Here is a 12981-nt window from a genome sequence, read left to right on the forward strand (position 1 = left end):
AGGTCAGGACGTGCAATGAGCAATTCACGCACTGGTACGGCCCCCGCACCCCCCTCGAACGGCGCCGGGGGTGCGCGCGGACCGCGCCGACGGCTGCTGTTCGTGGTGCTCACCGCTGTCGTGGCGGTCGCGCTGCTGGTCACCTTTCTGGTGGCCCGTCAGTCGCCCGGTGGCTCCGGCACGCCCGCACCGAGCGCCGACGCGGCCGCCCCGGCCGGCTGGACCACGGTCTGGCGGGACGACTTCACCGGCGCCAAGGGCCAGTTGCCGTCCAGTCAGAACTGGCTGTTCGACCAGGGCCACGGCTACCAGGGCGGCGCGGCGAACTGGGGCACCAACGAGATCCAGTCCTACACCGGCGATCCCGCGAACGTCAGCCTCGACGGGCAGGGTGATCTCGCCATCACCCCGCTCCGGAACGCCGCCGGGCAGTGGACCTCGGCCAGGATCGAGAGCCGCCGCACCGACTTCCGGCCACCGGCCGGGGGCGTGCTGCGCTTCGAGTCACGGATCAAGCTGCCGGACGTGACCGGTGCCGCCGCCGCCGGGTACTGGCCGGCCTTCTGGGCGCTGGGCGCCGGGGAACGCACCGACGCCAACGCCTGGCCCGGGGTCGGCGAGCTGGACTTCCTGGAGAACGTCAACGGCGACAACCGGATCCACGGCACCTTCCACTGCGGGGTCGGACAGGGCGGCCCCTGCAACGAGAAGACCGGCCTCGGCGCGACGACCACCTGCCAGGGGTCGGCCTGCCAGGGCGTCTTCCACACCTACGCCCTCGAATGGGACCGCAGCACCAGCCCCGAGCAACTGCGCTGGTACGTCGACGACAGGCTCTACTGGACCGTCAGGTCCACCGACGTCGACGCCAGGACCTGGGCCGCGGCCACCACGGCGGGGGACTTCATCGTGCTCAACGTGGCCATGGGCGGCGACTTCCCCAACGGCGTCGCCGGCCGCACCACCCCCGACGGCGGCACCCGTCCGGGCGTCCCCATGCTGGTCGACTATGTGGCCGTCTACTCCCACCAGGGCGCTGCGGGCGGCGCGGCGACGGCCACGGCTGCCGCCGCCGGCACGGACGCGACCGGCCGGATCCAGGCGGCCAAGGCCACCAGCCACAGCGGTACGGCCGCCGTGCGGGGCAGCGCCCTGGCCTCGATCAGCCAGGGCGACTCGGTGGAGTTCGCCAAGCTCGACTTCGGCAGCGCCGCCCCGCTCTCCAAGGTCACCGCCGTCTTCTCGTCAGGCGTGCCCGCAGGTGCCAAGGGCAAGATCGAATTCCGGCTGGACAGCCCCACCAGTCCGACCTTCGGCAGCATCGACATCCCGTCGACCGGCGGCTGGCAGTCCTGGCAGACCCTCACCCAGGCCCTGCACACCCCGGCCTCCGGCGTGCACGACCTCTATCTCACCTTCGTCAGCGACCGGAAGACCCCGTTCCTGGACCTGGCCACCCTCTCCTTCAGCCGCTGAAGGCTGCTGGGGCGGTGTCCGTGCGCAGTTGGAGCCCGGTGGTGGTGGCGACCCCGGGGGCCTGACCGGCGTCGCCGGTGTTGGTGGTGCCCTGTGGCTCCAGCAGCATGATCCTGGTGCCGGGGTCGGCGACGGGACGGTGCCGCAGGCCGCGCGGCACGGTGAACACCTGGTGCGGGCCGAGCACGACCGGCTCCCTGCCCTCCAGTTCGATGGTCAGTCTCCCGGCCAGGACCAGGAAGAACTCGTCGGTCTCCGGATGGGCGTGCCAGACGAACGCGCCCTCCAGCTTCGCGATCTTGACGTCGTAGTCGTTGACGGTCGCGGCGATGTGCGGGGACCAGAGGTCGGGGATGGCGTCCAGGGCGGCGTCGAGGTCGGTCATGGGGGAGTACTCCTGGTTGCTGGTGACGGTTCAGGGGTTTTGCAGGCTCAGGGATGCAGCGGAAGGCCCTTGGTGCAGCGGTCGACCACGTTGCGGGGGCCGTGGACGGCGAGTCCGACCAGATCCAGCGCCTGCGGGTCGGCGGCGAGGACCGCGGCCCGGTTGTCGTCGTCGTTGCCGGTGCCGAACATGTCCGCGGTGTAGAGGGCGGTCGGCAGTTCCCGGGACAGCACGCGGCGGTGCACCTCGGCCAGCTGGCCGGAGTCGGCGGCGAAGACCAGCACCGGCTCCCGGAACAACGCCAGGTACTCGTGGCCGGCGCCGTCCTCGTAGGGCTTGCCCATGATCTGGTCCGAGGCGTGGGCGATTCCGGAGGCGAGGAAGGCGGTCACATTGAGGGCCTGCCAGGGAGCGAGGTCCTCGCGGACCACCAGGGCGATCTTGGTGTCGAAGCGCATGGGCCCACCCTGCGGTGCCGGGGTTCCCGGCGTCTTGGACGCTGGTGCGCGGCAGAATGGACGGGTGAGTGACGTGTCGATCGGCCATGGTGACTGGGTGAACTACTGGCGGGACGGGCAGCGGCCGCTGGAGGCCATGCACGCGCATCTGCGGGAGCACGTCTACCACCGCCACAGCCATGAGACGTACTCCTTCGGCGTGACCGAGGAGGGCGCGCAGACCTTCAGCTGCCGCGGCGGAGCCCACACCAGCGCCACCGGCCTGGTGATGACCTTCAACCCGGACGACCCGCACGACGGCCGCACCGCCGACGGGCTCGGGTTCACCTACCGCATCGTCCACATCGGCCCTGAGCTGGTGGGCGAGGTGCTGGCCGACGCGGCGGGGCGGGAAAGCGGACCGCTGCCGCTGTTCACCGAACCGGTCCTGGACGACGTCCGGGCCGCCCGCGCCATTCGCCGGCTGCACCACAGCCTCACCGGGCCCGCCGACGCCCTGGTGCGGGACGAGCGGCTGACCGAGGCCGTGCTGGCGCTGGTCGGCCACGGCGCCGGGCAGCGGATCAGTGTCGGCGCGGCCGGGGGAGCCCTGGCCCGGGCCCGCGCCCTGCTGGTCGAGGCGGGCCCGCGGCCGGTGTCGCCCGAGGAACTGGCCGCCGCGGCGGGCTGCAGTCGCTTCGCGCTCTACCGGGGCTTCCGGGCCGCCTACGGGCTCGCGCCCAGCGAGTACCAGCGGCAGCTGCGGCTGCGTGAGGCCCGACGGATGATCCTGCGCGGGGAGGGCCTGGCCGAGGTGGCGGCGGCGACCGGGTTCACCGACCAGAGCCATCTCAACCGCTGGTTCCTGCGCTGCTACGGACTCACCCCGGGAGCCTTCCGCGCGGGTGACCCGTCCGTCCGGTCGCCGAGCGCATAGGCGGTGGCCTGCAGTCCGTAGAGCTCGGCGTAGCGACCGCCGAGGGCCGTCAGCTCGCGGTGGTCCCCGGCTTCGACCAGCCGGCCCCGGTGCAGCACCAGGATCAGATCGGCTCCGGTGACGGTGGAGAAGCGGTGCGAGACGATCACGGTCACCGCTCCGGTCCGGGCGGCCAGCAGCCGGGCCCTGGCCATGTAGCGCTCGAAGATGGCCTGCTCGCTGGGGGCGTCCAGGGAGGCGGTGGGTTCGTCCAGGACGAACAGCAGCGGATCACGGCGCATCGAGGCGCGGGCCAGCGCGGCGCGCTGCCACTGCCCCTCGGAGAGCTCGACGCCGCCCAGCTCCACGCCGAGCTGGGTGTCCAGGCCGTCGGGCAGCCCGGCGACGATCCCGGCGGCGTCGGCGGCCGCGACCGCCTCGGCTATCCGCTCACGGTCCGTCAGAGCACCGATGTCGCCGAGGCCGACGGTGTCGGCGAAGGTGGTGCGGAACCGCCCGAAGTCCTGGAAGGCCGCGCTGGAACGGGCCCGCCAGCCCTCGGTGTCCAGCTCGGCCAGCTCGGTCCCGTCCACCAGGATGGAGCCGCTGTCGGCGCGGTAGAACTTCGCCAGCAGCTTGACCAGGGTGGTCTTGCCCGAGCCGTACTCGCCGACGACGGCCACCACCGAGCCAGCCGGCAGCCGTACGCTCAGCCGGTCCAGGGCGGGGCGGTCGGTGCCGGGGTAGGTGTAGACGACTTCGCTGAGGGTGATCCCGTCCCGGAGCAGCGAGGGGGCGGCCAGGCCGCCGGACGCCCTGGCCCGCACCCCGGCCGCGTAGTCGCGCAGCCACAGGTACTCCTCGATCACCTGCGACGAGCCGGCCGTCTCGGCGGTCGCGGCGACCACGGTCTGCAGACTGTCCTTGACGGTGGCCGCCACCGTGACGGTGAGCACCAGGTCGCCGATCGAGCCGCGGCCGTGCGCCGTCATCCAGGCCACCAGCGCCAGCGCCGCGACGAAGCCGGTGGAGAACAGCGTCCAGCCGCCGGCCTTCCACAGTGCGGCCCGGGCCCTGGCGCCGGCCCGCAGCGAGATCGCCCGGTTCCACTCCTCGGCCTGGCGGTCGATCAGCTCGGCAGCGGACCCGGCCGTCAGCACCTCCTTCGCCCCGGCCGGCTGCACCGCGAGCTCCAGCAGGTGCTGCTGCAGCCGGTACCCCTCGGCGGAGCCGGTGTCGGCGGCCCGGACCAGCCGCTGGCCCCGGTGGTCGGCCCAGGTCAGCCCGGCGGCCAGGGGCAGCAGCAGGAGCAGCCAGGGGCTGACCGTGCCGAGCAGCAGCAGGGTGACGCCCAGCCGCAGCACCCCGGCGAGGGTCATCAGCGCATGCCAGGGGGACTGGGCGAGGCGGGCGGTCCCGGTGACGACCAGGGAGAGCCGGTCCAGGAAGTCGCTGCGCTCCAGATGCTCCAGGCCCTCCAGCGCGGTGATCTCCCGGTGCACCTCGGGCCTGAGCACGGTCCGGCCGAGCCGGTCGGCGGTGGTGCTGGTGAGCTGGAGGGCGACGCCCGACAGCACATGGGTGTGCGCATAGGCCAGCGCGGCGCCGGCCGCGGCGGTCACGGCCGTGCCCGCCGCGCCGCGCACGGTGGCGTCCACGGCGGCCCGCAGGGTCAGCCCGGTCGCGGCCACCACCAGCACGGACGCGCCGACGGACGCCAGTGCGGCCAGGGTCAGGCCGGGCATCCGGCGCCAGGACAGCGCCATGAACTCCCGCCACAGCGCCGGGTACCTGCGGAACCGGTTCATTCGGCCGGTCATTCGGCTGCTCCTGCCGCGGCGAACCGCTCCGCCTGGATGGTGAAGAGGCCGGCGTAGCCGCCGCCCAGGGCCATCAGCTCGTCATGGGTGCCCGACTCGGTGATCCTTCCGCCGTCCAGCAGCACGATGCGGTCGGCCTGACGCACCGTCGACAGCCGGTGCGAGATCAGCACCACACTGGTGCGGCCCCGGTGCTCGGCCAGCCGCCGGAACACCTCGAACTCGGTGCGGACGTCCAGATGCGAGGTCGGCTCGTCCAGCACCAGCAGCTGCGCCCCGGTCCGCACGGCGTAGAGGGCGCGGGTGAGCACCAGCTGCTGCCACTGGCCGCCGGACAGGTCGACCCCGCCGCTCCTGGCCCGGGCCAGCGGGGTGTCCCAGCCGGCCGGCAGCCGCTCCAGGAGCGGCGTGAATCCCGCGTCGTCGGCCGCCGCGTCCAGTGCCGCGCAGTCGACCGGACGCAGCGTCACATTCTCGGCGGCGGACAGCTGGTAGCGGACGAAGTCCTGGAACACCACGGTCAACCGCTCGCGCCAGGCGGCGGTGCCGGCCGCGGTCAGCGGGACGCCGTCCGCGGTGATCCGGCCCGAGGACGGTCGGTAGAGGCCGGAGAGCAACTTGATCAGCGTGGACTTGCCGGCCCCGTTGAGGCCGACCACGGCCAGCAGCTCGCCCGGACGGATCTCCAGGTCGAGGCCGTCCAGCACGGTGCGTTCGCTGCCCGGGTAGTGGAAGCCGACCTGCTCGAAGCGGACCAGCGGGGGTTCCTCCGTGCGCGGGAGGTCCGGGCCGGTCTGCGGTACTGCCGCCAGCAGGTCCCGCACCTCCTCGAAGGAGCGGATCGCGTTCAGCGCGCCGGCGATCCGCAGCAGCTGCGAGCCGCTGCCGAGGGACTGGTAGAGCGCGTAGCCGGCCGCCAGCACCGCGGTCTGCACCGCCACCGTGGTGCGGCCGTGCACCGCGTCGAGGGTGACCGCGACATAGACGGGGCCAAGGCCTGCGCAGACCAGCAGCAGGGTGATCCACTCCCCGCGCAGCATCCGGTCGATGGAGGACCACAGCGGTTCGTTGGCGACGTCGATATGGTGCTGCATCCGCCGGACCAGCCAGTCGGAGAGGCCGAACACCCGGATGTCCTTGCCCTCGCTCGGCGACACCACGGCCCTGCGCCACATGTCCGCGTGCAGTTCCTCCTGGTCGGCGAAGCGCCAGGTGCCGTTGACCGCGCGCCCGGTCAGGTAGTGCCGCGCTCCGCAGCCGGCCGCGGTGAGCAGCAGCAGCGGCACGGTCCACCAGGCGTAGCCGGCCAGCACGGCGCAGGCGGCAGCGGCGCCGGCCAGCTGGGCCAGCTGCTGCATCGAGGCGAGCGCGCCCAGGCCGACGGTGCGGTCGGGACCGTGGTCGGGGTCGCCGATGGCGCCGCGCAGCAGGGTCTGCACCTCGGCGCTCTCCAGGCTGCCCACGGTGGGGCCGGCCAGGGCCAGCCGGGCGATCCGGGTCCGCTGCGCCCCGTCCACCCGCCAGCGCAGCAAATACCCCAGCGGCGCGGTCGCCGACTGCGCGAGGTAGCCGAGCAGCAGCACGGCCCCGAACAGCGCCAGCGGCAGCAGCGCGGCCCGGAAGACGCCGCTGCCCGACGCCCCGTCAACCCGTCCGACCAGCAGCCCCAGCACCGCCGCCGTCACCGCGGGGGCGACCGCGGTCAGCAGCTGGACGGCGGCCAGGGAGGCCACCACCGGTGTCCCGGCGGCGCGGACGGAGCGCAGCAGCAGGAGCCGGTGGCGCAGAGCGCCGTGTACGGATGAGGTTGGCATGACCGACATGATGCCGGTTGTGTTCACGCCGGTTCCGCCTGATGACATTCAGTGACAAAGGGCCCCGGTCGGGTGCTGTCCCTCCGACTTCGCACGTCTTCGCACAGCCGTACCCGATACTGGGAGGCGTCATGGAATACATCATCATCGCAGTAGTCATCGCCGTGGTGCTCCTCGGAGCGACCACCGGTCTCGTCGTCAACGGCAGGCGGCGCAAGCAGCTGCCGCCGCCGTCCACCCCGGCCCGGATCGGCGAGCCGCAGGTCGGCGAGGAGGCCGCGCCGCCGCGGGAGGCGCCGACCAGGACCGTCGAGGAGGTCCCGCTACCGGAGGCCGGCGCGGAGGCCGCTGCCCCGGAGGCCCCCGCCGTCCGCGAGCTGGACGTACCGGAGCCCACGGCCGGGCGCCTGGTCCGGCTGCGCTCCCGGCTGTCCCGCTCGCAGAACTCCATGGGCAAGGGCCTGCTGGCCCTGCTCTCCCGGGACCACCTCGACGAGGAGACCTGGGAGGAGATCGAGGAGGTCCTGCTCACCGCCGACGTGGGCGTCGCCCCCACCCAGGAGCTGGTGGAGCGGCTGCGCTCGCGGGTGAAGGTGCTCGGCACCCGCACCTCGGACGAGCTGCGCACCCTGCTCCGCGAGGAGCTGACCACCCTGGTCGACCCGACGCTGGACCGCACCCTGCACACCGCCCGGCACACCGAGGGGGACGCCCCGCGTCCCGCTGTGGTGCTGGTCGTCGGGGTCAACGGCGTCGGCAAGACCACCACCAGCGGCAAGCTGGCCCGGGTGCTGGTCGCGGACGGACGCACCGTGCTGCTCGGCGCCGCCGACACCTTCCGCGCCGCCGCCGCCGACCAGCTGCAGACCTGGGGCGAGCGCGTCGGCGCCCGTACCGTCCGCGGCCCCGAGGGCGGCGACCCGGCGTCGGTGGCCTTCGACGCCGTCAAGCAGGGCATCGCCGAGGGCGCGGACACCGTGCTGGTGGACACCGCCGGGCGGCTGCACACCAAGACCGGTCTGATGGACGAGCTCGGCAAGGTCAAGCGGGTGGTCGAGAAGCACGGCCCGGTGGACGAGGTGCTGCTGGTGCTGGACGCCACCACCGGCCAGAACGGACTGGTCCAGGCGAAGGTCTTCGCCGAGGTCGTGGACATCACCGGCATTGTGCTGACCAAGCTGGACGGCACCGCCAAGGGCGGCATCGTGATCGCGGTCCAGCGCCAGCTGGGCGTCCCGGTGAAGCTGATCGGCCTGGGCGAGGGCGCGGACGATCTGGCGCCGTTCGACCCGGCCGGCTTCGTGGACGCGCTCATCGGCTGAGCACTCTCTGACCCGAGCAGTGTGGCCGCCGCCCTTTCCGGGGTGGCGGCCACAGCCGTCAGTGCCGCCCGACCAGTTCCGCCACACCCCGGTGGCAGGCGTAGGCCAGGGTGCCCAGCAGCAGCCGGGCTTCCGGCGGCCGGGCCGTGGTGTCCAGCGAGGGCCGGCGCAGCCAGCGGGTCTGCGGGGTGGGCGGCGCCGGCACCGACGCGCCGGCGCCGTGGCAGACGAGGTCGAGGTCGGCGTCGTCCCATCCGGTCCGGTACAGCAGGTCGGGCAGCGCCTCGGCGGTGTGCGGCGCGACCAGGAACAGCGCTCGGGCCTGCGGGGTCAGCAGGACCGGCCCCGGTCTGACCCCCATCCGTTCGAGCCGGACCAGCGCCTGGTAGCCGGCCGCCTCGGGGACGTCGAGCGCGTCGAAGCGGAGCCCGGTGCGCAGCCGCAGCTCCGCGCCCGGGCGGCGCAGCCAGGCGTCGCGCAGTTCGGTGGGGCCGCTGCCGGGCGGCAGTACGACGGCACCGGCGTCGGCACCGGCGTCGGCATCGGTGCCGACGGCGGAGCCGGCGTCCGCCAGGGCCACGGTCCAGCCCCAGTGCAGGGTGTACTCGGCAGCGGTCTGGCACCGGGTGGCGCGGGAGCGTCCGCGCGGGCCGAGCGACCGTCCGTTGAAGATCGGGTTTCCGAACAGGCTGTCCAAGTCCACTCACCACCAACCAGAATCAGGTCCCGATGGTTACGCCGCGGGGCGCGGCAGGGCGTGCAGTTGTCGGTCGTGCGCCCTTTCCCGCGGCCGGAATCGCGGATCTGATTGCCGGTGTCCGGGGAATGGGGGATGGTCGTATCCGGGAGCGGAAGGCCTCCGAGATCCAGTGAAGCGCCTGGGGCAGAGCCGAAGTTCACCCGTAGGGGTGGCGAAGGGTGGCGTTTCTCCGGGCTTACTCGCCCGGATGGCGGAAACCGCGCTACGTTCGCTCCGCAGGCAGTCGACTTCCTGCCCGAGCGGTTATGCCAATGGCAATCATCGTGCGGGACAAGATCCCTGACTGACCGTTATATATTCGGTCGGGTGTTCGGGAAGTTCGTCAGAAGGTTCGACTGGCTGGCAGGAGCAGGCCTTGGGCGTCCCGAGCCATCGGGCCGTGAGGGGCACCACAGCGGGTGAGCCCGGGATGGGGGCGTTCCGGTGGGCGAGAAGCAACCCAACGAGCAGTTGACGACATGGTTCGTCCGAAGCGGTTGGTCCAAGGGCGAACTCGCCCGGCAGGTCAACCGGCGGGCCCGGCAGATCGGCGCCAGCCACATCAGCACCGACACCTCGCGGGTGCGGCGCTGGCTGGACGGCGAGAGTCCGCGCGAACCCATCCCGAAGATCCTCTCCGACCTCTTCTCGGAGCGGTTCGGCTCCCTGGTCGCGATCGAGGACCTGGGCCTCAAGGCGATCCCCAACCTCGCCCCCGGCTCCGGGGTGGACCTCCCCTGGAACGGCAGCCAGACCGTCCAGCTGATCTCCGACTACTCCCGCAGCGACCTGATGCTCAACCGCCGCGGATTCCTCGGCACCTCGCTCGCGCTCACCGCGGGCTCGGCCCTGATCGAACCCATGCAGCGCTGGCTCGCCCCCACCCCCAGCGGCATGCCCACGTCCGCCCTCACCGCCGCCCGCGACGGCCGCGCCCCCACCGGCAGGATCTCCGGGCCCGAACTCGCCCTGCTCGAGTCCACCGTGCGGATGTTCCGCGAGTGGGACGCCCAGAACGGCGGCGGCCTGCGCCGCAAGGCCGTGGTCGGCCAGCTGCACGAGGTCTGCGACCTGCTGCAGGAGACCTACCCGGCGGACACCACCCGCAGGCTGTTCCAGACCACCTCGCAACTGGCGCACCTGGCCGGCTGGATGTCCTACGACATCGGAATGCACCCCAGCGCGCAGAAGTACTACGTGCTGGCGCTGCACGCCGCCAAGGAGGCCGGCGACCGGCCCTTCGGTGCGCTGATCCTCTCCGACATGTGCCGGCAGATGATCCACCTCAACCGCAGCAGCGACGCCCTGGAGCTGATCCACCTCGCCCAGTACGGCAGCCGCGAATCCGCGACCCCGCGGCAGCAGGCCCTGCTGCACGCGATGGAGGCCCGCGCCTACGCCAATCTCGGCGAGGTCAACAAGTGCTACCGGGCGGCCCGGCTGGCCGAGGACTCCTTCGGCGACATCGCCACCACACCGTCCGAGGAGCCCGACTGGCTCACCTTCTTCTCCGAGGCCGAGCTCAACGCCGAGAACGCGCACTCCTACCGCGACCTCAGCTACCACGCCGGCCGCAGCGAGGTGTACGCGCTCCAGGCGCAGCCGGTGATGGAGCGCGCGGTCGAGCTGTTCTCGCAGGACGAGAAGCACCAGCGCTCCTACGCGCTGAACCTGATCGGCATGGCCAGCGTCCATCTGCTGCAGAAGGAGCCCGAGGCTGCCGCCTCCTCGGCGCAGCAGGCCGTGGACATCGCGACGCGGATCCGCTCGGAGCGGGTCAACACCCGGATCCGCAAGACCGCCGAGGCCGCGCTCGGCGAGTTCCGCGACGTCGGCGACGTGGTGCGGCTGCGCGACCGCATCGACACCGAGCTTCCCGAGTTCACCCGCCCGCAGGCCGTCTGACCCCCGGCCGCAGGCCGTCCGACCCGGGGACCGGTGCCGTCCGTCGGCCGACCGAACGTTTTCAGCCACCCGCCACCCGGCGGCAGTGACTCCGACCGCGGAAACCCCCCGCACTCGGCTCCCCCACGCCAGATCTGCACGGGGTTTCCGCGGTCGGTGATGTTGTGGGGCGCCAGCGTAGCGATGCGTGTGCGTCCCGGTTCTGGTGTTCACCGGGGTGTAACACTCTCGTGAGGTTCGTCACCCGCGCGAAACATGGTCACGCATCGGCCGAAACCGGTCTCCGTCAATCTCCTCAACAACAGCCGACGCCTCCGGGGGCACGGGACGGATACCCGGGGGACGGAGCGGCACAACAACCGAGGAGACGCCGATGCCTACCGGCTTCAGCGGCGGGGATACCGCTTTTGTACTCATAAGTTCGGCACTGGTCATGCTGATGACCCCGGGGCTTGCCTTCTTCTACGGCGGCATGGTCAGGGTCAAGAGCACACTGAACATGCTGATCATGAGCTTTATCGCACTGGGGATCGTCACGGTCCTCTGGGTGCTCTACGGCTTCACTCTCAGCTTCGGAACCGACTCATTCCACGGCCTCATCGGCGACTTCTCGATGCTGGGCATGCGGCACATCGGGATGAATGAACTGAGCGGGACCATCCCGGTCTACGCTCTGGCGGCCTTCCAGCTGATGTTCGCGGTCATCACCCCGGCTCTGATCAGCGGCGCGATCGCGGACCGGGCCAAGTTCTCGGCCTGGGCGCTGTTCCTGGCTCTGTGGGTCAGCGTTGTCTACTTCCCGGTCGCCCACTGGGTCTTCTACTTCAACAACGGCCAGGGCGGCTGGCTCGGGGACCGGCTGCACGTGCTGGACTTCGCGGGTGGTACCGCGGTCCACCTCAACGCCGGTATGGCCGGTCTCGCACTGTGCTTCGTGCTGGGCAAGCGCATCGGCTTCAAGAAGGACCCGATGCGTCCGCACAGCCTCCCGCTGGTGATGCTCGGCTCCGGTCTGCTGTGGTTCGGCTGGTTCGGCTTCAACGCCGGCTCCGCGCTGGCCGCCAACGGCCTGGCCGGTCTGGCCTTCATGAACACCCAGATCGCCACCGCCGCGGCCATGCTCGGCTGGCTGGCCTTCGAGAAGATCAAGCACGGCTCCTTCACCACCATGGGTGCCGCCTCCGGCGCGGTCGCCGGCCTGGTCGGGATCACCCCCGCCTGTGCCTACGTCAGCCCGCTCGGCGCGATCGCGCTGGGACTCATCGTCGGCGCTCTCTGCGCCTGGGCGATCAGCCTCAAGTACCGCTTCGGCTTCGACGACTCGCTTGACGTCGTCGGCGTCCACGCGGTCGGCGGCGCCACCGGCGCCCTGCTGATCGGTCTGCTCGCCACCGGTCACGGCGGCGCCACCTACTCCGGTCTGTTCTACGGCGGCGGCTTCACCCAGCTGGGCCGTCAGGCCCTGGGCGTGGTCGTGGTCGGTGTCTACTCCTTCGTCCTGGCCTACGTCATCGGCCTGGCGATCGACAAGACCATCGGGTTCCGGGTCTCCGAGGACGTCGAGGTCGCCGGCATCGACCAGGCCGAGCACGCCGAGTCCGCGTACGACTTCAGCGCGGTGGGCGCGGCACTGTCCAACGCCCTTGCGCCTTCGGCTCCGGCGACGGAGAGTGCGGACGAGGACGAGGCAGCCCCCGCAGGAACGAAGGTCGAGGCATGAAGCTCATCACCGCAGTGATCAAGCCGCACCGTTTGGACGACGTCAAGGAGGCCCTGCAGGCCTTCGGAGTCCACGGACTGACGGTCACCGAGGCCAGTGGCTACGGTCGGCAGCGCGGACACACCGAGGTCTACCGGGGCGCGGAGTACACCGTCGACCTGGTTCCCAAGGTGCGTGTCGAGGTCCTGGTCGAGGACGACGACGCCGAAGGCCTGATAGATGTGCTGGTCAAGGCGGCCCGAACCGGCAAGATCGGTGACGGCAAGGTCTGGAGCGTCCCGGTGGAGACCACCGTCCGGGTTCGCACCGGAGAACGCGGGCCTGACGCGCTGTAGGGAAACCTGCCGCGCTGCGGATCCGACAGCAACGACAATCTAGGCGCAACGACGAGACAACTCGCAAGGGCGGGGGAGTCGGGCTCAGGCCCGGCTTCCCCTTCCGGCGTTC

The 12981-nt window shown here is 71.8% G+C and carries 11 protein-coding genes; 6 read left to right on the top strand and 5 right to left on the bottom strand.

The annotated features are described in order from the left end of the window. Positions 1-15 precede the first annotated feature (15 nt). Positions 16-1476, top strand: a complete 1461-nt coding sequence (locus tag ABH941_RS21265) for a carbohydrate-binding protein (protein WP_370130987.1) — start codon at positions 16-18, stop codon at positions 1474-1476. On the opposite strand, the gene ABH941_RS21270 is transcribed toward ABH941_RS21265, so the two are convergent. Together ABH941_RS21270 and ABH941_RS21275 are read right to left on the bottom strand one after the other, a co-directional pair. Then, on the bottom strand, positions 1466-1861 hold the full coding sequence (locus ABH941_RS21270) for a cupin domain-containing protein (RefSeq protein WP_370130988.1): 396 nt from the start codon (positions 1859-1861) through the stop codon (positions 1466-1468). The genes ABH941_RS21265 and ABH941_RS21270 overlap by 11 nt on opposite strands. 47 nt (positions 1862-1908) lie before the next feature. Further along, positions 1909-2319 carry a DUF2000 family protein gene (locus ABH941_RS21275; protein ID WP_370130989.1) on the bottom strand — a complete coding sequence of 137 codons (411 nt, stop codon included), beginning with the start codon at positions 2317-2319 and terminating at the stop codon, positions 1909-1911. A 64-nt stretch (positions 2320-2383) separates the two neighbouring features. Here ABH941_RS21275 and ABH941_RS21280 point away from each other — a divergent pair, with 64 nt between their 5' ends. Continuing rightward, positions 2384-3235 carry an AraC family transcriptional regulator gene (locus ABH941_RS21280; protein ID WP_370130990.1) on the top strand — a complete coding sequence of 284 codons (852 nt, stop codon included), beginning with the start codon at positions 2384-2386 and terminating at the stop codon, positions 3233-3235. Here ABH941_RS21280 and ABH941_RS21285 read toward each other — a convergent pair. Both ABH941_RS21285 and ABH941_RS21290 read right to left on the bottom strand, forming a co-directional pair. Further along, a complete protein-coding gene (locus ABH941_RS21285; RefSeq protein ID WP_370130991.1) occupies positions 3172-5034 on the bottom strand; it encodes an ATP-binding cassette domain-containing protein in 1863 nt (620 codons plus the stop codon). The genes ABH941_RS21280 and ABH941_RS21285 overlap by 64 nt on opposite strands. After that, positions 5031-6848 carry an ABC transporter ATP-binding protein gene (locus ABH941_RS21290; RefSeq protein ID WP_370130992.1) on the bottom strand — a complete coding sequence of 606 codons (1818 nt, stop codon included), beginning with the start codon at positions 6846-6848 and terminating at the stop codon, positions 5031-5033. The genes ABH941_RS21285 and ABH941_RS21290 overlap by 4 nt, the downstream gene beginning before the upstream one ends. Before the next feature lie 131 nt (positions 6849-6979). Between ABH941_RS21290 and ftsY the strand changes: the two genes are divergently transcribed. Further along, complete coding sequence (gene ftsY / locus ABH941_RS21295) at positions 6980-8170, top strand: signal recognition particle-docking protein FtsY (RefSeq protein WP_370130993.1); 1191 nt, start codon at positions 6980-6982, stop codon at positions 8168-8170. 58 nt (positions 8171-8228) lie between these two features. On the opposite strand, the gene ABH941_RS21300 is transcribed toward ftsY, so the two are convergent. Then, the gene (locus ABH941_RS21300) at positions 8229-8867 is read right to left on the bottom strand and encodes a DNA primase (protein ID WP_370130994.1); all 639 of its coding nucleotides are present in this window, start codon (positions 8865-8867) and stop codon (positions 8229-8231) included. A 486-nt stretch (positions 8868-9353) separates the two neighbouring features. Between ABH941_RS21300 and ABH941_RS21305 the strand changes: the two genes are divergently transcribed. From ABH941_RS21305 to ABH941_RS21315, 3 genes are all read left to right on the top strand, one after another. Beyond that, a complete protein-coding gene (locus ABH941_RS21305; RefSeq protein ID WP_370130995.1) occupies positions 9354-10814 on the top strand; it encodes a hypothetical protein in 1461 nt (486 codons plus the stop codon). Positions 10815-11187: 373 nt separating this feature from the next. Beyond that, positions 11188-12534 (top strand): ammonium transporter, encoded by a 1347-nt coding sequence (locus ABH941_RS21310; RefSeq protein ID WP_370130996.1) that lies wholly within the window; start codon positions 11188-11190, stop codon positions 12532-12534. Further along, positions 12531-12869 (top strand): P-II family nitrogen regulator, encoded by a 339-nt coding sequence (locus tag ABH941_RS21315; protein WP_030263887.1) that lies wholly within the window; start codon positions 12531-12533, stop codon positions 12867-12869. Before ABH941_RS21310 ends, ABH941_RS21315 begins: the two co-directional genes overlap by 4 nt. Positions 12870-12981: the final 112 nt, after the last annotated feature.

Source organism: Streptacidiphilus sp. EB103A, from assembly GCF_041261405.1.
In the GTDB taxonomy this organism is placed as follows: Bacteria; Actinomycetota; Actinomycetes; order Streptomycetales; family Streptomycetaceae; genus Streptacidiphilus.